The organism is Modestobacter sp. SYSU DS0511 (genome assembly GCF_054050755.1).
Map to the genome: position 1 here is coordinate 1 of NZ_JBJGZY010000014.1, position 18,648 is coordinate 18,648.

Genomic DNA, 18,648 nt, shown 5'->3' on the forward strand with positions numbered 1-18,648 from the left:
AGTTGTTTTGTGTGTGGTTGACTTTTTACTCAACCGGGGGGCGCGCCAGGATATCCCCGCGGGGGGGGGGGGGGGCGGGGGGGGGGGGGGGGCCCGCCCCCCCCCCCCCCCGCTGCCCCGGCGTGGGGAGACGAGCGCCTCCGGCAGGTGCGCCGCCGGCGCCCGACAGCGATGATCACCGCGTGAGGGACTCCCTGGATGGCGAGACGCCGCCCGCCCGGTCGCTGGTGGAGATCGGGGAGCTCGTGGCCGGCTCGATGAGCCACGCGGTCGCGGCGCTGCTGTTCGGCGACGGGCCCGGCGCCGTCCGTCTCGACGACCGGCTGGCCGCCTGCCTGCGGGACGCCGCCACCGGCGCGGCCGACCTGCCCCTGCTGTGGGAACGCGCCCGAGCCGGTGCCGCTCTCGCCTTCGCCGCCGAGCTGGCGGTGACCCGTGGGCAGCAGGGCCGGCACGTCCGCCGGGACGGCTTCTTCGCCGCCACCGTCACCACCCGGTCCGCCGCCGAACGGCTGGCCGAGTCGGTGCTGCAGTCCGCGCGCCGCACCCCCGAGGAGCGGCAGGTCCGGCACCTGGGCTACCTGCTCGCCGAGACCGCCGTCTCCCCCGACATCGACCCCTCGCTCGCCACCCGGGCGCTGCAGCTGGCCGACTCGTGCAGCTGGCGGCAGCTGGTGCTCCTCGCCGCGGTCGGCCGGCGGGACCGCGCGCCGCTGCCGATGGGGTCGCTGGAGGACGAGCCGCGCGCCTGGACGGCGTGGGGTGCCCGGGAGGACCTCGCCGATCTGCAGCGCGCCGGTCTGCTCGACCCGCCGCCCGTCACCGCCCGGCCCGGCGCCGTGCGCCCCCGGCTGCGCCCCGCCGACCTGCGGCTGACCCGCCGCGGGGTGCTGGTGCACCGGCTGCTCGCGCTGGACTTCGTCCGCGAGGACGACGTCGCCACCGCGCTCACCGAGCTCGACCTCCCACCCGCCTGAGGTGGCTCTGTGCGTGGCTTTGATCAGGTCACCTGATCAAAGCCCGTCCCCCTGCACGAGTGTTGCTGCGGGGGGACGCACGTTGGTGCGGGGGGACGTCACCGCCGGCCGGACCGTGACCGGTTCGTTACCTCCCATGTGGGTTCGCCGTGCCGCCCACCGCGTGTAGACGGGTGAGCGACCAGCGGGAGGAGACCGGGTGGACGGGCTGAGCTTCGAGGACTTCGTGTCCCGGGAGCAGGCAGCGCTGCTGCGGCTCGCCGTCCTGCTGGCCGGGGACCGAGGCCACGCGGAGGACCTGGTGCAGACGGCGTTGCTGAAGAGCTACCGGCACTGGGGGCGGATCACCCGCGCCGGCGACCCCACGGCCTACGTCCGGCGGGTCCTGGTGACCAGCCACACGAGCTGGCGACGGCGGCGGTCGACCACCGAGCAGGTGGTCGAGCAGCTGCCCGACCGGGCCGCCCCGCTCATGCCGGAGGACGACGAGGAGCTGCGGACCGCGCTGCGCGCCCTGCCCCCGCGCATGCGCACCGCCGTCGTCCTGCGCTTCTACGCCGACCTGTCCGAGCAGCAGGCCGCCGAGGCGATGGGCTGCTCGGCCAGCACCGTCAACACCCAGACCACCCGCGGGCTGGCCCGGCTGCGCGAACTGCTGAGCCCACCGGCGTACGCACTCGGGGAGGAGCGAGCCTGATGGAGCCCACCGACCTGCACGACCGGCTGCACCGGCTGGCCGAGCGCACGGCCCCGCCACCCCGCCACGACCTGGCCGGCGCGGTCGTGACGCGGCACCGCACCCAGCGGCGCCAGGCCCTGGCCCTGGCCGCAGTCGCCGCCGTGGTCGCCGGTGTCGTCGTCGGCGTGCCCGCCCTGCTGTCACCGGCAGAGCGTGCGTCGGTCACCACCCCAGTCGTTGCCGAGCTCCCGGTCCCGGCCGAGGCCGACGTCCTCTCCGGACCCACCCGCGGGGCGCTCGCCGAGGACGCCGACCTCGTCGAGGGTGTGCGCCGGCTGACGTGGACCGAGGCCGACGACCCGAACGCCCCGACCGCGCAGGTCGACCCGCCGCTGGACTCCCGGCACGTGGTCTGGGTCGACGACGTGGCCGGCGCGCGCTGGGCGCTGGTGGCCGCGCAGGACCCCGAGCACGACGACGGCCGCCTGGCCACGGCCTGGTTCACCGGCCCCGCCGGCGCCGACGCCGCCGAACTGCAGCCCGTGTCCCTGCTGAGCGGCATCGCCGCCAGCACCCCGGTCGCACTGTCCGACGCGGGCACCGGCGCCCTCGTGGTGGTGGCCGCGCCCGGAGACGACGTCTCGCTGTCCCGGCGTCCCGAGATCGCCGCCGACGGCACCGTCGACCGCAGCTTCGAGCCGGTCGACGTCTCCGACGGCGTGGCCGCGCTGGTGCTGCCACCTGCGGCGGGCACCTACGACGAAGCGCTGCGCTACCGGGTCATCCGCGACGGGACCGAGGTCACCACCGCCATGCCCACCACCCACCGCTCGGTCGGGACCTCGGCAGCGGAGGACGTGCCCCTCACCTGGCTGCCGGGCGGGCCCGGGGACCGCGACCCGGTGCTGACCGGCGGCATCGACCACGTCCTGGAGATCACCGGGCTGCCGACCGAGGACCTCGAGTTCACCGTGATCTGGACCGGAGAGGTGCCGGCCTCCACCGCCGAGACGGCCCGGGTGCACCTGCTCGGTGCGACGCTGCCCTCGGGCGCGGTCCACCTGGAGGCGCTGCTGGCAGCGGAGTCCGCCGACGGGGTGGTCGCCAGCACCTGGTGCGCCAGCGACCTCCGCGAGGCCGGCGTCCCGCTGGCGGAGCAGCTGTTCGTGCTGCACTGCAGCGCACCCTTCCTGCAGGGGACCGAACCGGTCGAGAGCCTGGTCCTGGTCGGTCCCCCGGTCGCCGACACCGCCCGGGTGCTCGACGGCTCCGGAGCCCTGGTCGCGGAGGTCCCACTCGTCGACGGGGTGGCCGTCGTGCCCCCGCCGGCGGACCTGGGCAGCGTGGAGTTCCGCAGCGGAGGACGCTCGCTCGGGAGTGCCGGAGCGCTGGGGTTCGACGGGCTGGAGGACATCGCCGCGACCCCGGCGGGCGGCAACTGACGTGGCCGCCGAGCCCGCGTCGGTGATCGCCGCCCGGCAGCTGGCCGAGGAGGCGCGTTCCCGCGGGAACGTCCCCTCACGCCGCCGCTCGGTCCGGCCACGCCCAGCGCCCGCGCCGTTGCCGGCGGAGGGAGCACGGTGAGGGGCGCCGCGGGCATGACGCTGCTCGCCGGGCTGCTGACCGCTTGCGACGGCGGCGTGCCCATCGCGTGCCCGGCGATCGGCTACCTCCCCTCGGTCCTGGTCGAGCTGACCGGGGACTGGTCCGGGCACCCGGTGGGCTCGGTGCAGCTCGACTGCTCCTCGCCGTGCGAACGCCCCACCCTGGACGATCCGCCTGCTGAGGACGACCCGACGGTGCTCGGCTGGATCGTCCCCAGCGGCCCGCTGCCGGACTCGGCCGTGGCCACGGTGCGCGCCCCGGACGGGTCGGTGCTGGCGGAGGTCGAGGCCGGCCTGGACTTCGAGCGGGTGGGCGGCAGCGCGGAGTGCGGCGGCCCGATGGAGGCCACCGTCGAGGTGCCGGCGCCGTGAGCCTCAGGCCGAACCGCCCTCACCACCTCCGCGGGCGCCAGGCCGTCCAGCAGCGGGCGGCGTGCCCGGTCGACCCGCTGGCCCGTCAGTACAGCCCGTACCGCCGGGTGAACGCCGCACAGGTGCTCAAGGGCGCGCGCACGCATCCCCAGCCGCCCACCCCCGCTCCTTCCCGCGAGAGAGCGCGCGGTCTTCGTCGCGAGAAAGTGCGGGTCAGACGGTGACGACGAGGGCGCCGTCGGCCTCGTGCACCGGGTAGATCCGCACGGGCGCGTTGCCGCCGCTGGTCGGGGCGCCGTCGCTCCACCGGTAGGCGTACAGGTGCAGCGGGCAGACCAGCACCCGGGCATCGGTCTGCCCGTCGGCCAGCGGGCCGCCGGCGTGCGGGCAGGCGGCCTGGGTGGCGTGCAGCGAGCCGTCGCGCAGCCGGAACACCGCCACCTGGACGTCACCGGCGACGAACGCCCGCCCCTCCCCCGGTGGCACGTCCTCGACCCGGCCGACGACGACCGCCCGGCCCTGCTGCGCCGCCTCGGTGCCCGGCGCGGTCACCCCCGTCGCGGGCGTTCCGGTGCCGGTGCCCGGGGTCGTGGCTGCCTGCGGAGCGTCGAAGTGCGTGACGCTCATCGGACCGGCACCAGCGGCAGGTCGACCAGCGGCAGGGCGGTGCGGAACTGCCCGGGGGTGGCCGGCTCCGCCCGGTCCTGCGCCCACGGGTCGGTGTAGGCGTCGATGGAGCGCTGGATGCCCTCGTCGAGGTGCACCACGATCCCCTCGCTGTCCTCCAGCAGCACCTGCTTGATCTTCTCCAGCCCCACCCGGGGCACGAAGTCGTAGGTGCGCTCCAGCCAGTTGGCGTTCTCCCGGTAGTACTGCAGGAACCGTCCGGTCAGCTCCATCACCGCCTCCGGGGAGTCGACGGTGGCCAGCAGGTCGCCCTTGCGCACGCTCGCCCCGGCCGCCCCGCCGACGTACACCTCCCACTTCCCGTTGCCGACCGCGACGACGCCGACGTCCTTGACGTAGGCCTCGGCGCAGTTCCGCGGGCACCCGACCACGGCCATCTTGATCTTCGCCGGGCTCTCGATGCCCTGGAAACGGGTCTCCAGGTCGATGCCCAGCTGCGTGGAGTCGCCCAGGCCGAACCGGCAGAAGTCCGACCCCACGCAGGTCTTCACCGTGCGCATGCTCTTGCCGTACGCGTAGCCCGAGGGCATGCCGAGATCGGCCCACATCGCGGGCAGGTCCTCCTTGCGGACGCCGAGCAGGTCGATCCGCTGGCCGCCGGTGACCTTGATCATCGGCACCTCGTACTTCTCCGCGACGTCGGCGATCTTCCGCAGCTGGGCCGCGGTCGTCACCCCGCCCTTCATCTGCGGGACGACGGAGAAGGTGCCGTCACGCTGGATGTTGGCGTGCACCCGGTCGTTGATGAACTTGGCGTCGTTCTCCTGCTCGTAGTCGCTGCCCCAGATCATCCACAGCAGCGAGGTGAGCCCCATCTTCGACTTGGCGTCCTCCTCCCCGCCCGGCGCGAGCGCGGCGAAGACGGCCGACACGCTGCGCAGGTCCTGCTCCCGGATCGCGGCCATCAACGCCGGCTTGGCCAGCGGGATGCCGGGGACGTACCAGCTCGCGGTCGGGTCCTCCACGACGTCGCCGTCGGCGGCCCACTCCACGATCTGCTTGACCAGCGACTTGCACGACCCGCAGCCCTTGCCGGCCCGGGTGGCGTCCATGACCCCACCGACGCTGGCGCACCCGCCGGCGACGGTGTCGCAGATCGCCTGCTTGGTGACGCCGTTGCAGTTGCACACCTGGGACTCCGCCGGCAGATCGGCGACCCCGGCCTCCGCGACTCCGTCGGAGAGGTCGACCAGCAGCCGGATCCGCTCCTCCGGCAGCGGGGTGCCGCGGTCGAAAGCCTGGGTGAGGAAGGCGACCTTGCGGGTGTCGCCGAGCAGCGTGGCGCCGATCAGCTTGTCGTCGCGGATCACCACCGACAGGTGCACCCCGCGGCGGGGCTCGGAGATCACGAGGAACTCGTCGGCGTCGCGCTCGGGCCGGTTCAGCCCCATGGTGGCGACATCGACCCCGGCGACCTTGAGCTTGGTGGCCGTCCGGGAGCCGTGGTACTCGGCGTCCGGGTCGGTGCCGGTGAGCACGTCGGCGAGCACCCGGGCCTGCTCCCACACCGGGGCGACCAGGCCGTAGACCTCGCCGCGGTGCTGGGCGCACTCCCCCACCGCGTAGACGTCGGGGTCGTCGGTGCGCAGCTGGTCGTCGACGACGATGCCGCGCTCGACCTCGATGCCGCTCATCAGCGCGACCTCGGTGACCGGGCGGATCCCGGCGGCGAGCACCAGCAGGTCGGCGTCGATCGCCCGGCCGTCGGCCAGCACCACGCCGCGCACCCGGTCGGAGCCGATCACCTCGGTGGTGCGGGTGGCCAGGTGGACGACGATGCCGAGCTCCTCCACCGACTGCTTGAGGATCGCGCCGCCGTCGGGGTCCAGCTGCTGGTTCATCAGGTGCGTGCCGGCGTGCACCACCTCCACGGCCAGCCCGTGGCCCTGCAGCGCGCGGGCGGCCTCCAGGCCGAGCAGCCCGCCGCCGACGACGACCGCCTTCTCGTGCTCAGCGGCCGCGGCCAGCATCGCCCGGGTGTCGTCGATGGTGCGGAAGCCCAGCACCCCGGGCAGCAGCGCGCCGTCGGCGGTGCGGATGCCCTCCATCGGCGGCACGAACGAGCGGCTGCCGGTGGCGATGACCAGCTGGTCGTAGGGCGTCGCCGTGCCGTCGGTGGCGTGGACCAGCTTGGCGTGGGTGTCGATCCGCTCGACCCGGACACCGGCGCGCAGCGTGACGCCGTTGTCGGCGTACCAGTCGTGGCTGTTGAGCACGATGTCGTCCTCGTGCTCCTCCCCGGCCAGCACGTGGGAGAGCATGATCCGGTTGTAGTTGCCGTGCGGCTCCTCGCCGAACACGGTGATCGCGAACTGCTCGCCGCCGCCGCGCTCGAGCACCTCCTCGACCAGCCGGGCGCCGGCCATGCCGTTGCCCACCACGACCAGCCGCTGCCGGGAGTCGACGCCGTCGGCGTCGTCCAGCGCGAAGTGCAGCGAGGTCATCCCCGCCGGGCGGCCACCGAGAACGGCGCCCATCAGACCTCCACCAACCCGAGGTCGACGACGACGTCGCCGGTGACGCCCTCCGGCGCGGCGACGTGCAGCTCGACCACGGTGCCGCCGTCGAGGTCCTCGACCACCCGCAGCGGCACGTTGACGTCGCCCTTCGCCCCGATGGGGAACCAGCGCATCGGCTGCCCGTCGCGCAGCAGCAGCAGGTAGACGAGCTCGTCGGTGGAGTTGCCGCCACGGAAGTACAGCGCCTGGGCGGTCTTCCCCTGCGGCACCTCGTAGCGGAGCGTGGGGTCCAGCGGGCCGGGCTTGGCCAGCCCCTCGCCGGTGATCGGGTAGACGCCTTGCAGGAAGCGCGGGCTGCTCTTCACTCGGGTGGTCCTCCTCCGGGACGGGGCGTGCGGCGTGGGGGACGTCGGGCTCTGGTGGCTGCGCGGCTGCGGCTGGGCGGCCGGGTCGGGTGGATCGATCAGTTCCTCGGGCCCGCCGACCCGGGAGACGGCGACGGCGCAGACCTTGAAGGCGGGCATCCGGCTGGTGGGGTCCAGGGCCGGGTCGGTGAGCGCGTTGACCGAGGACCCGCCGCCCCAGTGGAACGGCGCGAAGACCACGTCGGGGCGGACGGCGTCGGTGACCGTGGCGTGGAACCGGGCCCGGCCGCGGCGGGTGGTCAGCTCGATGACGTCGTCGGAGGTGATGCCGAGCCGCCGGGCGAGGTCGGGGTGCAGCTCGGCCCGCGCGGTGGGGGCGACCAGGTGCAGGCTGCGCGACCGGCGGGTCTGGGTGCCCGACTGGTACTGGGCGAGCACCCGGCCGGTGGTCAGCACGTAGGGGTACTCGGCGTCGGGCTCCTCGTGCGCCGGCACGTGCTCGACGCGGGTGAACCGCGCCCGCCCGTCGGGGTGCGCGAACCGCTCCGTGAACAACCGCGGCGTGCCGGGGTGCTCGGCGTCCGGCACGGGCCAGAACAGCCCCTGGTCGGCGTCGATCCGGTCGTAGCTGAGCCCGGCGTAGTCGGCCACTCCCCCGGCGCTGGCCCGGCCGAGCTCGGTGAAGACCGTCTCGGCGTCGCCGCTGAAGCCGCCGGCACCCAGCCGGCCGGCGAGCTCGGCCAGCAGCTGCAGGTCGTCGCGGACCTCTCCGGGCGGGGGCAGGGCCCGGCGGCGGCGGATCACCCGGCCCTCGACGTTGGTCATCGTGCCGTCCTCCTCCGCCCACATGGCGCTGGGCAGGACGACGTCGGCGAGCTCGGCGGTCTCGGAGAGGAAGAAGTCGCTGACCGCGAGGAAGTCCAGGTCGCGCAGCCGGCTGACCACCCGGCGCGCGTCGGGGGCGGAGACGGCGACGTTGGAGGCGAGCACCAGCAGGGTGCGCACCCCGCCGTCGGTGCCGAGGGCGTCGAGCAGCTCGAACGCGCTGCGCCCCGGGCCGGGGAGGTCGTCCGGGTCGACGCCCCAGACCGCGGCGACGTGGGCGCGGGCGGCCGGGTCGGTGATCTTGCGGTAGCCGGGCAGCTGGTCGGCCTTCTGCCCGTGCTCGCGGCCACCCTGCCCGTTGCCCTGCCCGGTCACGGTGCCCCAGCCGCTGCCCGGCCGGCCGACCAGCCCGAGGGCGAGCGCGAGGTTGATCCAGGCGGTAGCGGTGTCGGTGCCGTGCCGGTGCTGCTCGGCGCCGCGCGCGGTGAGGATGATCGATCGCCGGCCGCGGGCGAGGGCGAAGACGATCCGCCGCTGCTGCTGCACCGGCACGCCGGTGAGCCGCTCCACCCGGTCCGGCCAGTACCCGGCGACGCCGGCGCGCACCTCCGCGAAGCCGGTGGTGCGGGCGTCGACGTACTCGGTGTCGACGAGGCCTTCGGCGATCGCGATGTGCAGCAGCCCGTTGGCCAGCGCGAGATCGGTGCCCGGCAGCGGCTGGACGTGCAGGTCGGCGTTCCTCGCCGTGTTCGTGCGGCGCGGGTCGACGACGATGTGCTCGGCACCCGCGGTGCGCCCGGCGTCGAAGTACTGCATCGCCGGCGGCATCGTGTCGGCCGGGTTGCTGCCGACCAGGACGACGACGTCGGCCTCGGCGACGTCGGCCAGCGGGAACGGCAGGCCACGGTCCAGGCCGAAGGCCCGCATCGCCGCGCCGGCCGCGGAGGACATGCAGAACCGGCCGTTGTAGTCGATGGCGCTGGTGCGCAGCGCGACCCGGGCGAACTTGCCGAACTGGTAGGCCTGCTCGTTGGTCAGGCCCCCACCGCCGAAGCAACCCACGGCGTCGCGGCCGTGCTCGGTCTGGGTGCGGCGGATCGCGGCGACGACCCGGGCCAGCGCCTCGTCCCAGCTGGTCTCGACCAGCGGGCTGGTGCGGTCGGCGGGGTCGGCGCGCACCAGCGGGCGGGTGAGCCGCTCGGGGTGGTCGAGCAGCTCGGCGGCCGACCAGCCCTTGGAGCACAGGCCGCCGCGGTTGACCGGGAAATCGGCCGGCACGAGCGTCGCGGGCCGGTCGCCGGCGGTCATGGTGATGCCGCACTGCAGCGAGCAGTAGGGGCAGTGGGTCTCGGTGGTGCGCGTACCGACACCGGGCGTGGGCAACGAGACGGCGGCGGACACATCCCGAGCCTGCGCGGAGGCCGTTTCCCGGTGGCTGCGCTCAGGTCAAGCTCGCGTTCCGTCGTCCGCACACCCGCCCGAGGCGCTCCGTGCGGCGGCCCGGAGAGGGCCCAGAGGGGGTCCAGCGGAGCTTGTGCTCTGCTCACCACCAGTGAGCAGAGCACAAGCTTCCGGAGGGGCCCTGTGCCGCCGTCCGGTCCGCGGGAGGACGGCGGGGAGTGACGCGCAGGCCGTCATCGGCCAGGCTGCAACCCATGGAACCGAGCGTGCAGGAACGACTGGTGGCGACGGCGACCGACGAGATGCGGGTGCCGTTCTGGGTGGTGCTGGCCGGCGTGGGGGTGGGCGCCTTCTGGTCGCTGATGGGCGTGCTGGTCGGCACCCGCGTGGCCCGTCGGCGCTAGCGAGCCGCGAGGCGCACCGGCCCACGTCGGCAGCGTCAGTCCCACCGGCCGCGCAGCCGCTTGGTCTCCCCCCGCTGCTTCTTCGCCTTGATCCGCCGCTCCTGCGAGCCGCGCGAGGGCTTGGTCTTCCGCCGCGCCGGCGCCGGCGGGGCCAGCGCCGCACGCAGCACCGCGGCCAGGCGCTCGCGGGCCGCCTCCCGGTTGCGCAGCTGCTGCCGGTGCTCGCTGGCCGCGACGGTGAGCACGCCGTCGACCAGCCGGCCCCCGAGGCGGTCGGCCAGCCGCGCCCGCTGCGCATCGCTCAGCCCGGGCAGCTCCAGCGGCGCCACCGACAGCTCCACCCTCGAGTCGGCGGTGTTCACCCCCTGCCCGCCCGGCCCCGACGACCGGGAGAACCGCCACGACAACAGGCCCGCCGGGACGACGAGGGAGGCCGTCACCGGCAGGTCGGCGAAGGCGTCGTCCCCGGGCACGGGGCCATCCTCCCTGCTCGACGCGTCGCCCACGACCGGGTTCACGGCCGACCTGCGAGGCTGCGGCCATGACAGAGCACAGGTCCGCCCATCCCGGCCCGCTGCCGCTCGCCGTGGCCGCCGTGCTGCTGACCGCGGCGGTCGGCGTCGTCGGGTCGCTGGACTGGCCGGCGCCCGAGCGGACGCTGTCCGGCTGGCAGGTGACCGACGTCCCGGCGTCGCTGCTGGCCCTGGTGATCGGCACCGCACTGGTCTGCCTGGCCGTGGCCGTCGCTCTCACCCGCCCGTGGGCGCTGGGCTCCACGGTCGCCGCCGCGACCTGGGGCGCGCTCGCGGTGGTCTCGGCCTTCGCGCAGGGCTGGAACGACCTGTACTTCGCGGCGCTGGGCGGTGGCGAGGGCCCGGTCGTCCCGGTGTTCGACTGGCTGTTCACCTTCGTGCCGGTGCTGCTGGTGGGCGTGGCGGCCCGTCCGCTCGGCCGGCGGGCGCACCTCCGGGCCACCGTGGGCATGGGCGCGCTCACCCTGCCGATGCTCGCCCTGGGCTGGGCGCTCTACGCCGACGCCGGGATCGCGGAGGCGCTGTTCGGGTCGCTCTACGCCGCCGCCGTGTTCGGGGTCGTGCCGCTGCTGATCGCGCTGGCGATCACCCTGCCGAGGAACCGCCGGTCCACCCCGGTCGGGTGACGGCACGCCGAGCGGCACACCATCGGTGACGGCGCTGTCGCCCGGTCCGGTGACGGACCGTCGTTCGGCTCGCGGGCCCGGTGACCGGGTGTGACGCTGAGCAGGTGACTCAGGACGCCTCGCCGCGGCTCCACCTGGTGACCGGCAACGCCGTCGCACCGCTGGTCGAGGACGAGCGCCCGGCCGAGCGGGCCACACCCGAGAACCCGGTGATGGCCGACCTGCTGCGCCGCGCCGAGGCCCTCGACGCCCGGGCGGCCGCGGAGTCCGCGCCCCGGGTCCTGCACCCGGCCACACTGCTGCTGGCGCTCACCGGGCTCACCGTGCTGCTGACCCTGCTCGGCCGCCAGCCCTGGCAGCTGCCCGGCCGGGACGGCGGTGGGGTGTCCGACGTCCCGCAGTCGCTGGTCTCCTTCCTCCTGATCAGCGTCGCGCTCTGCCTGCTGTCCGCCCGGCTGGTGCGCCCGGCATCAGTGCTGTCCGACCCCCGGGCGGTGCGGCTGTGGTGGGGGCTGCTGGCCGGCTCGGCCGCGGTGTCGGCCACCGCCGTCCTGTCGCTGGCGTCCTACTCGACCTCCACCGAACGCCCCGCCGACCTGCTCGTCCGCTGCCTCGTGCCGGTGGTGCCCGCCGTGCTCGCCGGCGTGCTCGCTGCCGGCGCCGGACGTGCGGCCCGGGTCCGGCTGGCACTGGGCACCGGCCTGGTCACCGTGCCGCTGGCCGGGCTCGGCTGGGCGCTGCTCTCCTCCGCCCCGGTCTCCACCGCGACCTTCGCCGACGTGCTCGCCGTGACCGGCATCGCCGGGGCCGCACCGCTGGCCGTGGCCGTCGCCTTCGTCGCAGCCGACCGCCGCATCCCGGGCCTGCGCTCCGGGCGCCGGTCACCATCGGAGGCGTGACCTCCCTCGCCGCCGCCCTCGCCGCCGGCCCGGTCGTCCTGGACGGGGGCCTGTCCACCGAGCTGGAGTCCCGCGGGCACGACGTCGGCTCGGCGCTGTGGTCGGCCCGGCTGCTGCGCGACGATCCGGCCGCGGTCGTGGCTGCGCACGCCGCCTTCGCCGCGGCCGGCGCCCAGGTGCTGACCACCGCCAGTTACCAGGCCACCCTGCCCGGGTTCGCCGCGGCCGGGATCGACCCGCAGCGCGCCCAGGCCCTCGTCGCGGGCTCGGTCGGGCTGGCCCGGGCAGGACTCGCCGCGGCCGGGCGCACCGGCTGGGTGGCCGGGTCGATCGGCCCGTACGGGGCGTTCCTGGCCGACGGGTCGGAGTACACCGGCGCCTACCTCGACGACGTGCGGGTGGCGGAGCTCCGCGCGTTCCACCGGCCCCGGCTCGCCCTGCTGGCCGAGGCCGGCGCCGACGTGCTGGCGGTCGAGACGCTGCCCGGCGCCGTCGAGGTCGAGGCGCTGCTGGCCGAGCTGGTGGCCCTCGACGTCCCGGCCTGGCTGTCGCTGACGAGCGTGACCGGCCCGGACGGGGTGCCGCGGACCCGCCGAGGGGAGCCGGTGGCCGAGGTGGCGGCGATGACCCGCGGCATCGCCCAGGTGGTCGCCGTCGGGCTCAACTGCACCGCCCCCTCCGGCGTCGCCCCGGCCGTGGCGGTCATGGGCGAGGCGAGCGGGAAGCCGGTGGTGGCCTACCCGAACAGCGGCGAGCGCTGGGACGCCACCGCCCGCCGCTGGACCGGGGAGCCCGGGGTCGGCGACGTCAGCGGGTGGCTGCACGCCGGGGCGCGGCTGGTGGGCGGGTGCTGCCGGGTGCGCCCGGACGACGTCGCCGCCATCGCCGACGCCGTCCGGTAGCTCCTCAGTCGGGCACCGGGTCCGCGCCCCGGACGCCTCCCGGTCGGCACCGGACCAGCCGGCGCACGGTCAGCCAGCCACCGCGCAGCGCCCCGTGCCGCTCCAGCGCCTCGACCGCGTAGGTGGAGCAGGTCGGGGTGAAGTGGCAGCACGGTGGCCGCCGGGGGCTGATCTCCCGCTGGTAGAGCCGCACCGCCGAGATCAGCCGGTCGGCCAGTCGCCCGCTCCCTGCATCGGCCCGCACCCGGCGCAACGTCGTCGGCGCGACCAGGAACATGTCCATGCCACAGCCGATGGCCTGCGCCAGGCAGCAACCGGTGTTCAGGAAGAACAGGTTGCGCAGGCACGAGTCGTCGCCGCGGCGGCCGTACCCCCGGCCGTACCCCCGACCGTAGCCGGGCCCGTAGCCGCCGTAGCCGGGCGGCGGACCGTAGCCGCGGCCGTAGCCCGGGCCGAACCCGCGCCGCGGCCGGCCGAAACCACGCCGGCGTCGCGGCCCGCCGCCGCCCCAGCCCCAGACGAAGACCATCGGATCAGAGGATCGGGTTGCCGCCGGTGACGGCGACCCGGGCCCCGGAGACGTAGCTGGCCTCGTCGCTGGCCAGCAGCACGTAGACCGGGGCCAGCTCGGCCGGCTGGGCGGCGCGCCCCAGCGGCACCTCGGACCCGAAGCTCGCCACCTTCTCCGCCGGCATGGTCGAGGGGATCAGCGGCGTCCACACCGGGCCCGGCGCGACGCTGTTCGCCCGGATGCCCTTGCTGCCGTACAGCTGGGCCAGGCTGGCGGTGAAGTTGGCGATGCCCGCCTTGGTCATCGCGTACGGCGCCAGGTTGGGCCGCGGCATGTCGGAGTTCACCGACGACGAGTTGACGATCGCGGACCCGGGCTTCATGTGCGGGATGGCGTCCTTGCACAAGGTGAACATCGCGGTCAGGTTCAGCGCGACGGTGTGGTCCCACTCCTCGTCCGAGATCTCCTCGATCGTCTCGTGGGTCATCTGGAACGCCGCGTTGTTGACCAGGATGTCGATCCCGCCCAGCTCCTCGAGGGCCTTGGGGATGATCGTCTTCTGGTGCGCGCGGTCGGCGAGGTCACCGGGCACGAGCACGCACTTCCGCCCCGCCTGCTCCACGTACTTCGCTGTCTCCTGCGCGTCCTCGTGCTCGTCGAGGTAGGCGATGAGCACGTCGGCGCCCTCCCGGGCGAAGGCGATGGCGACCGCGCGGCCGATGCCGCTGTCGCCCCCGGTGATGACCGCGCGCTTGCCGGTCAGCTTCCCGGAGCCGGTGTAGCTCTCCTCGCCGTGGTCGGGCTTGGGGTCCATCTCGCCGAGGGTGCCGGGCGGGGTCTGCTGCTGCTCGGGCTGGGACTCGGGGCGGGGCGAAGACACGGTGGTTCCTCCTGCTGGGTCGGGCGGCACCCTCCGCACTGCTCGCGGGAGCCGGCTCGCACAGGAGCCGGCCGGGTGCCGCGTCGCCCCCCCGCCTACCCGGTCCACCCCGGGCGGAACCTGCCGGCCGGCCGCGTCCGCCCGGGTGTTCCGACGGGGACTGCTCGCGGACGGCACACGACCCGGGCGGTGGGAGAGGCGCGCGTCGGTGCGCGCCCCTCCTACCGCCCGGGCCGGGGCGTCCTGCGGGTGCTCGCTCAGGCCGCGCGGGCCATCGGCGTCTCCGCGCCGAGCGGCACCCAGCGCATCTCGAGGCGGCGACGGCCGTCCCGGTCGGTCACCAGCGTCCAGCGGCACTCCGGGCAGAAGCGTTCGCGCATGTCCCATCCACCTTTCGTTTACCTACTGTTCACCTTCTCTCCTGCATCGACCACCTTCATGCGCGACTGGAGGAGTCGTGACCGTTTCGTTACCGAGGGGCCCGTCGCCGCGACCGCAGGGACGTGACGCCGGGAAGCTGCCGGGCATCGGGCACGCTGTAGCGCACGATGACGCTCACTCCTGCCGGCACCGACGCCACTCCGGCCGACTCCCCCGCCGCCGCGCTGCCCGCGCCGAACCTGCGGTCGCTGATCGGCGACCCGGACGACCTCACCGAGCTGCAGTCGCTGGCCGGTGACCCCGACGCGCTGTTCACCCACTTCGCCGAGTGGGCCGCCGAGGGCGGCACGACGCTGTACCCGGCGCAGGAGGAGGCGCTGATCGAGCTGGTCAGCGGGGCGAACGTCGTCCTCGCGACCCCCACCGGTTCCGGCAAGTCGCTGGTCGCAACCGGCGCGCAGTACGCGGCGCTGGCCAACGACAAGGTCAGCTTCTACACCGCCCCGATCAAGGCGCTGGTCAGCGAGAAGTTCTTCGCCCTGTGCGGGGTCTTCGGCGCCCAGAACGTCGGCATGCTCACCGGCGACGCCTCGGTCAACGCCGACGCCCCGATCATCGCCTGCACCGCCGAGGTGCTGGCCAACATCGCGCTGCGCGAGGGGCCGGACGCCGACATCGGGCTCGTGGTGATGGACGAGTTCCACTTCTACGGCGACCCCGACCGGGGATGGGCCTGGCAGGTGCCGCTGATCGAGCTGCCGAAGGCGCAGTTCCTGCTGATGTCCGCCACGCTCGGCGACGTCACCAAGCTGCGGGAGGACCTCACCCGGCGCACCGGCCGCCCGACCGCGCTGGTCGCCCACGCCGAGCGGCCGGTGCCGCTGCACCACTACTACGCGACCACGCCGATGCACGAGACGATCCAGGAGCTGCTGGACACCAAGCAGGCACCGGTCTACGTCGTCCACTTCACCCAGGCCTCGGCGCTGGAGCGCGCCCAGGCGCTGATGAGCGTCAACGTCTCCACGAAGAAGGAGAAGCAGGCGATCGCCGACATGATCGGCGGCTTCCGGTTCTCCTCCGCCTTCGGCACGACGCTGTCCCGGCTGGTGCGGCACGGCATCGGCGTGCACCACGCCGGCATGCTGCCCAAGTACCGGCGGCTGGTGGAGCAGCTGGCCCAGGCCGGGCTCCTCAAGGTCATCTGCGGCACCGACACCCTCGGCGTCGGCATCAACGTGCCGATCCGCACCGTGGTGTTCTCCGCGCTGAGCAAGTACGACGGCACCCGGATGCGGATGCTCACCGTGCGGGAGTTCCACCAGATCGCCGGCCGGGCCGGCCGGGCGGGCTACGACACCGCCGGCACCGTCGTCGTCCAGGCGCCCGAGCACGAGGTGGAGAACCTCAAGCAGTTCGCCAAGGTCGCCGACGACCCGAAGAAGCGCCGCAAGCTGGTGCGCCGCAAGGTGCCCGAGGGCATGGTGCCGTGGAGCGAGGCGACCCAGCAGCGGCTGATCAACGCCGAGCCCGAGCCGCTGACCAGCCACTTTCGGGTGTCGACCGGGATGGTGCTCAACGTGCTGGCCCGGCCCGGCGACCCGGTCGCGGCGATGCGCCACCTGCTCACCGACAACCACGAACCACGGGCCCGGCAGCTGCGGCACGTCCGCGAGGTCATCGGGATCGCCCGGTCGCTGATCACCGCCGGGGTGATCGAGCGGCTCGACGTCCCCGAGCCCGACGGACGGCGCTACCGGCTGACCCTCGACCTGCCGCCGGACTTCCAGCTCAACCAGCCGCTGTCCACCTTCGCGCTCGCCGCGATCGGCCTGCTCGACCGGGAGTCCGAGACCTACGCCCTGGACGTCGTCTCGGTGATCGAGGCGACGCTGGACGACCCGCGCCAGATCATCGCCGCGCAGCTGAACAAGGCCAAGGGCGAGGCCGTGGCGCAGATGAAGGCCGAGGGGATCGAGTACGAGGAGCGGATGGAGCTGCTCGAGGAGGTCACCTACCCCCAGCCGCTGAAGGAGCTGCTCGACCACGCCTTCGAGGTCTACTCCGCCGGCAACCCGTGGGCGCGCGACGCCCAGCTGTCCCCCAAGTCCGTGGTGCGGGACATGTGGGAGCAGGCGATGACCTTCCGCGAGCTGGTCAACCACTACGGGCTGACCCGCTCCGAGGGCGCCGTGCTGCGCTACCTCTCCGACGCGTTCAAGGCGCTGCGCTCGGGCGTGCCCGCCGAGGCCCGCACCGAGGAGGTCACCGACCTGGTCGAGTGGCTGGGCGAGCTGGTGCGCCAGGTCGACTCCTCGCTGCTGGACGAGTGGGAGCAGCTCACCAGCCCGGACCAGCCGCTGGACGCACCGGTCGCCGTCCCCGCCCGGCCGCGGCCGCTCACCGGCAACGAGCGGGCGTTCACCGCGATGGTGCGCAACCTGCTGTTCCGCCGCGTCGAGCTGTGGGCCCGCCGCCGCTGGTACGACCTGGGGGAGCTGGACTCCGCCGCCGGCTGGGACGCCGACCGCTGGGGCGAGGTGGTGCAGGCCTACTTCGCCGAGCACGACGAGGTGGGCACCGGCGCCGACGCCCGCGGCCCCGGGCTGCTCATCATCGACAAGGACGAGCCGCGGCTGTGGCGGGTGCGGCAGATCGTCGACGACCCCGCCGGTGACCACGACTGGGGGTTCGACGCCGAGGTCGACCTGGACGCCTCCGACGAGGAGGGCGTCGTCGTGCTCCGCCTGGTCGACGCCGGCCGCAAGGACTGAGCGGCCGGGGCGGAGGCCCAGGACCGCTCAGAGCCCCAGGACAGCCTGGGCGATGAGGAAGTAGACGATCAACCCGGTCGCGTCGACGAACGTGGTGATGAACGGTGCGCTGACCACCGCCGGGTCGACCCCCAGCCGGTTCGCGAGCATCGGGGTGAGCGCCCCGGCGGTGGTAGCCAGCGTGCAGACGACGACCAGCGCCGCGCACAGCACGACCGCGATGTCGGCGCCGACCAGCCAGGCGGCGGGCCCGAAGCCCACCGCGGCCAGCAACGCGCCGAGCAGCGCGCCGGTGGCCAGCTCGCGGCGGACGACCCGGAGCAGGTCGGCGAAGCGGACGTCGCCGACGGCCATCGCCCGGATCACCGTGGTCGCCGACTGGGCGCCGGTGTTGCCCCCGGTGCCGATCAGCAGGGGCACGAACAACGCCAGGGCCACCACCTGGTCCAGGACGTCCTCGAAGTAGTCCAGCACGTTGACCGTCAGCGCCGCAGCCGCGATGAGCACCAGCAGCCAGGCCACCCGGGTCCGCGCCAGCCCGACGACGCCGGTGGCCAGGTAGGGGCGGTCCAGCGGCTCGCTGCCGCCGGTGCGGGCCAGGTCCTCGCTCTCCTCCTCCTCCAGCACCCGCATCGCGTCGTCCACCGTGAAGAGCCCGACCAGCCGCCCCTCGGCGTCGACCACCGGGACGGCGACCACACCGTGGTCGCGCACCACCCGGGCGGCGACCTCCTGGTCGTCGGTGGTGCGGACGACGACCGGCTCGGACGTCACCTCGGTGAGCCGCGCCCCCGGGTCGCTGACGAACAGCCGGCGCAGCGAGACCACGCCGACCACGCACCGGCCCTCCCCCACCACCGGCAGGGTGTAGATCGTCTCGGCGTGCGGCTCGGCCCGGCGCACGTGCTCCCACGCCTCGCCGACGGTCGCCTCCACCGGCAGGGCCACCACTTCCGGCGACATCCGCCGGCCCGCCGAGTCCGGCGGGTAGCCGAGCAGCGTGGTGGTCATCTGCCGCTCGTGCTCGTCCAGGCCGGACAGCAGGCGGCCGGCGAGCGAGGCCGGGAGCTCGTCCAGCAGACCGGCCCGGTCGTCCGGGTCGAGCCCGGCCACGAGCTCGGCGGTCGACTCCTCGCGCAGCTCGTCGACGAGCTCACGCTGCAGCGAGGGATCGAGGTCCTCGAAGACCGCCAGCGCCCGGTCCTTGGGCAGTGACCGGAAGGCGACCGCCCGGGCCGCCGGGTCGAGCCGCTCCAGCTCGTCGACGACCGTGGGCACGGCCAGCGGGTCCAGGGCGTCGTGCAGCCCGCGGAGGTCGCTGGCGCGCGCGAGATCGGTGAGGTCGGGCATGCTGCCTGTCTACCGGGAC

Annotated in this window: 17 protein-coding genes; 9 read left to right on the top strand and 8 right to left on the bottom strand. The window is 74.6% G+C overall.

Going from position 1 to position 18,648, the window contains the following annotated elements; all coding sequences use genetic code 11:
* Positions 1-182 precede the first annotated feature (182 nt).
* The 4 genes from ACI783_RS08980 (at position 183) to ACI783_RS08995 (ending at position 3,632) form a co-directional block, all read left to right on the top strand.
* A complete protein-coding gene (locus ACI783_RS08980) occupies positions 183-977 on the top strand; it encodes a hypothetical protein (RefSeq protein ID WP_457140126.1) in 795 nt (264 codons plus the stop codon).
* 199 nt (positions 978-1,176) lie between these two features.
* Positions 1,177-1,674, top strand: coding sequence for a SigE family RNA polymerase sigma factor (locus ACI783_RS08985; RefSeq protein ID WP_457140127.1), 498 nt, complete (start codon positions 1,177-1,179; stop codon positions 1,672-1,674).
* Complete coding sequence (locus tag ACI783_RS08990) at positions 1,674-3,098, top strand: hypothetical protein (protein ID WP_457140128.1); 1,425 nt, start codon at positions 1,674-1,676, stop codon at positions 3,096-3,098. The genes ACI783_RS08985 and ACI783_RS08990 overlap by 1 nt, the downstream gene beginning before the upstream one ends.
* 138 nt (positions 3,099-3,236) lie before the next feature.
* Positions 3,237-3,632, top strand: a complete 396-nt coding sequence (locus tag ACI783_RS08995; protein ID WP_457140129.1) for a hypothetical protein — start codon at positions 3,237-3,239, stop codon at positions 3,630-3,632.
* A gap of 213 nt (positions 3,633-3,845) precedes the next feature.
* On the opposite strand, the gene ACI783_RS09000 is transcribed toward ACI783_RS08995, so the two are convergent.
* The 3 genes from ACI783_RS09000 to ACI783_RS09010 are packed head-to-tail and all read right to left on the bottom strand — an operon-like array spanning position 3,846 to position 9,369.
* Positions 3,846-4,259 carry a Rieske (2Fe-2S) protein gene (locus tag ACI783_RS09000; RefSeq protein WP_457140130.1) on the bottom strand — a complete coding sequence of 138 codons (414 nt, stop codon included), beginning with the start codon at positions 4,257-4,259 and terminating at the stop codon, positions 3,846-3,848.
* Positions 4,256-6,796, bottom strand: a complete 2,541-nt coding sequence (gene nirB / locus ACI783_RS09005) for a nitrite reductase large subunit NirB (protein ID WP_457140131.1) — start codon at positions 6,794-6,796, stop codon at positions 4,256-4,258. The genes ACI783_RS09000 and nirB overlap by 4 nt, the downstream gene beginning before the upstream one ends.
* On the bottom strand, positions 6,796-9,369 hold the full coding sequence (locus ACI783_RS09010; protein ID WP_457140132.1) for a molybdopterin oxidoreductase family protein: 2,574 nt from the start codon (positions 9,367-9,369) through the stop codon (positions 6,796-6,798). The genes nirB and ACI783_RS09010 overlap by 1 nt, the downstream gene beginning before the upstream one ends.
* Before the next feature lie 254 nt (positions 9,370-9,623).
* Here ACI783_RS09010 and ACI783_RS09015 point away from each other — a divergent pair, with 254 nt between their 5' ends.
* Positions 9,624-9,773, top strand: a complete 150-nt coding sequence (locus tag ACI783_RS09015) for a hypothetical protein (protein WP_153362550.1) — start codon at positions 9,624-9,626, stop codon at positions 9,771-9,773.
* Positions 9,774-9,808: 35 nt separating this feature from the next.
* Here the strand turns inward: ACI783_RS09015 and arfB are convergent, their stop codons facing one another.
* Positions 9,809-10,246, bottom strand: coding sequence for an alternative ribosome rescue aminoacyl-tRNA hydrolase ArfB (arfB, locus tag ACI783_RS09020; protein ID WP_457084653.1), 438 nt, complete (start codon positions 10,244-10,246; stop codon positions 9,809-9,811).
* Between the two features lie 68 nt (positions 10,247-10,314).
* On the opposite strand from arfB, the gene ACI783_RS09025 reads away from it, so the two are divergent.
* From ACI783_RS09025 to mmuM, 3 genes are all read left to right on the top strand, one after another.
* The gene (locus ACI783_RS09025; protein WP_457140133.1) at positions 10,315-10,932 is read left to right on the top strand and encodes a hypothetical protein; all 618 of its coding nucleotides are present in this window, start codon (positions 10,315-10,317) and stop codon (positions 10,930-10,932) included.
* A 104-nt stretch (positions 10,933-11,036) separates the two neighbouring features.
* Positions 11,037-11,831: a hypothetical protein gene (locus tag ACI783_RS09030; protein ID WP_457140134.1), complete on the top strand. Its 795-nt coding sequence runs from the start codon at positions 11,037-11,039 to the stop codon at positions 11,829-11,831.
* Positions 11,828-12,733, top strand: a complete 906-nt coding sequence (gene mmuM, locus ACI783_RS09035; RefSeq protein ID WP_457140135.1) for a homocysteine S-methyltransferase — start codon at positions 11,828-11,830, stop codon at positions 12,731-12,733. The genes ACI783_RS09030 and mmuM overlap by 4 nt, the downstream gene beginning before the upstream one ends.
* A 4-nt stretch (positions 12,734-12,737) precedes the next feature.
* Here mmuM and yidD read toward each other — a convergent pair whose 3' ends face one another.
* From yidD to ACI783_RS09050, 3 genes are all read right to left on the bottom strand, one after another.
* Positions 12,738-13,262: a membrane protein insertion efficiency factor YidD gene (gene yidD, locus ACI783_RS09040; RefSeq protein WP_457140136.1), complete on the bottom strand. Its 525-nt coding sequence runs from the start codon at positions 13,260-13,262 to the stop codon at positions 12,738-12,740.
* Positions 13,263-13,266: 4 nt separating this feature from the next.
* Positions 13,267-14,124, bottom strand: a complete 858-nt coding sequence (locus tag ACI783_RS09045; RefSeq protein WP_457084648.1) for an SDR family oxidoreductase — start codon at positions 14,122-14,124, stop codon at positions 13,267-13,269.
* 257 nt (positions 14,125-14,381) lie between these two features.
* Positions 14,382-14,504, bottom strand: a complete 123-nt coding sequence (locus ACI783_RS09050) for a hypothetical protein (protein WP_457084647.1) — start codon at positions 14,502-14,504, stop codon at positions 14,382-14,384.
* A gap of 168 nt (positions 14,505-14,672) precedes the next feature.
* On the opposite strand from ACI783_RS09050, the gene ACI783_RS09055 reads away from it, so the two are divergent.
* The gene (locus tag ACI783_RS09055) at positions 14,673-17,279 is read left to right on the top strand and encodes a DEAD/DEAH box helicase (RefSeq protein WP_457140137.1); all 2,607 of its coding nucleotides are present in this window, start codon (positions 14,673-14,675) and stop codon (positions 17,277-17,279) included.
* Positions 17,280-17,306: 27 nt separating this feature from the next.
* Here ACI783_RS09055 and mgtE read toward each other — a convergent pair whose 3' ends face one another.
* On the bottom strand, positions 17,307-18,629 hold the full coding sequence (gene mgtE / locus ACI783_RS09060; protein ID WP_457140138.1) for a magnesium transporter: 1,323 nt from the start codon (positions 18,627-18,629) through the stop codon (positions 17,307-17,309).
* Between the last annotated feature and the right edge of the window lie 19 nt (positions 18,630-18,648).

Excerpts from the sequence above, each read along its gene's own strand:
- ACI783_RS08990 (WP_457140128.1), top strand. The coding sequence starts at position 1,674 with ATGGAGCCCACCGACCTGCACGACCGGCTGCACCGGCTGGCCGAGCGC.
- ACI783_RS09000 (WP_457140130.1), bottom strand. The coding sequence starts at position 4,259 with ATGAGCGTCACGCACTTCGACGCTCCGCAGGCAGCCACGACCCCGGGC.
- nirB (WP_457140131.1), bottom strand. The coding sequence starts at position 6,796 with ATGGGCGCCGTTCTCGGTGGCCGCCCGGCGGGGATGACCTCGCTGCAC.
- ACI783_RS09015 (WP_153362550.1), top strand. The coding sequence starts at position 9,624 with ATGGAACCGAGCGTGCAGGAACGACTGGTGGCGACGGCGACCGACGAG.
- ACI783_RS09025 (WP_457140133.1), top strand. The coding sequence starts at position 10,315 with ATGACAGAGCACAGGTCCGCCCATCCCGGCCCGCTGCCGCTCGCCGTG.
- yidD (WP_457140136.1), bottom strand. The coding sequence starts at position 13,262 with ATGGTCTTCGTCTGGGGCTGGGGCGGCGGCGGGCCGCGACGCCGGCGT.
- ACI783_RS09050 (WP_457084647.1), bottom strand. The coding sequence starts at position 14,504 with ATGCGCGAACGCTTCTGCCCGGAGTGCCGCTGGACGCTGGTGACCGAC.
- ACI783_RS09055 (WP_457140137.1), top strand. The coding sequence starts at position 14,673 with ATGACGCTCACTCCTGCCGGCACCGACGCCACTCCGGCCGACTCCCCC.
- mgtE (WP_457140138.1), bottom strand. The coding sequence starts at position 18,629 with ATGCCCGACCTCACCGATCTCGCGCGCGCCAGCGACCTCCGCGGGCTG.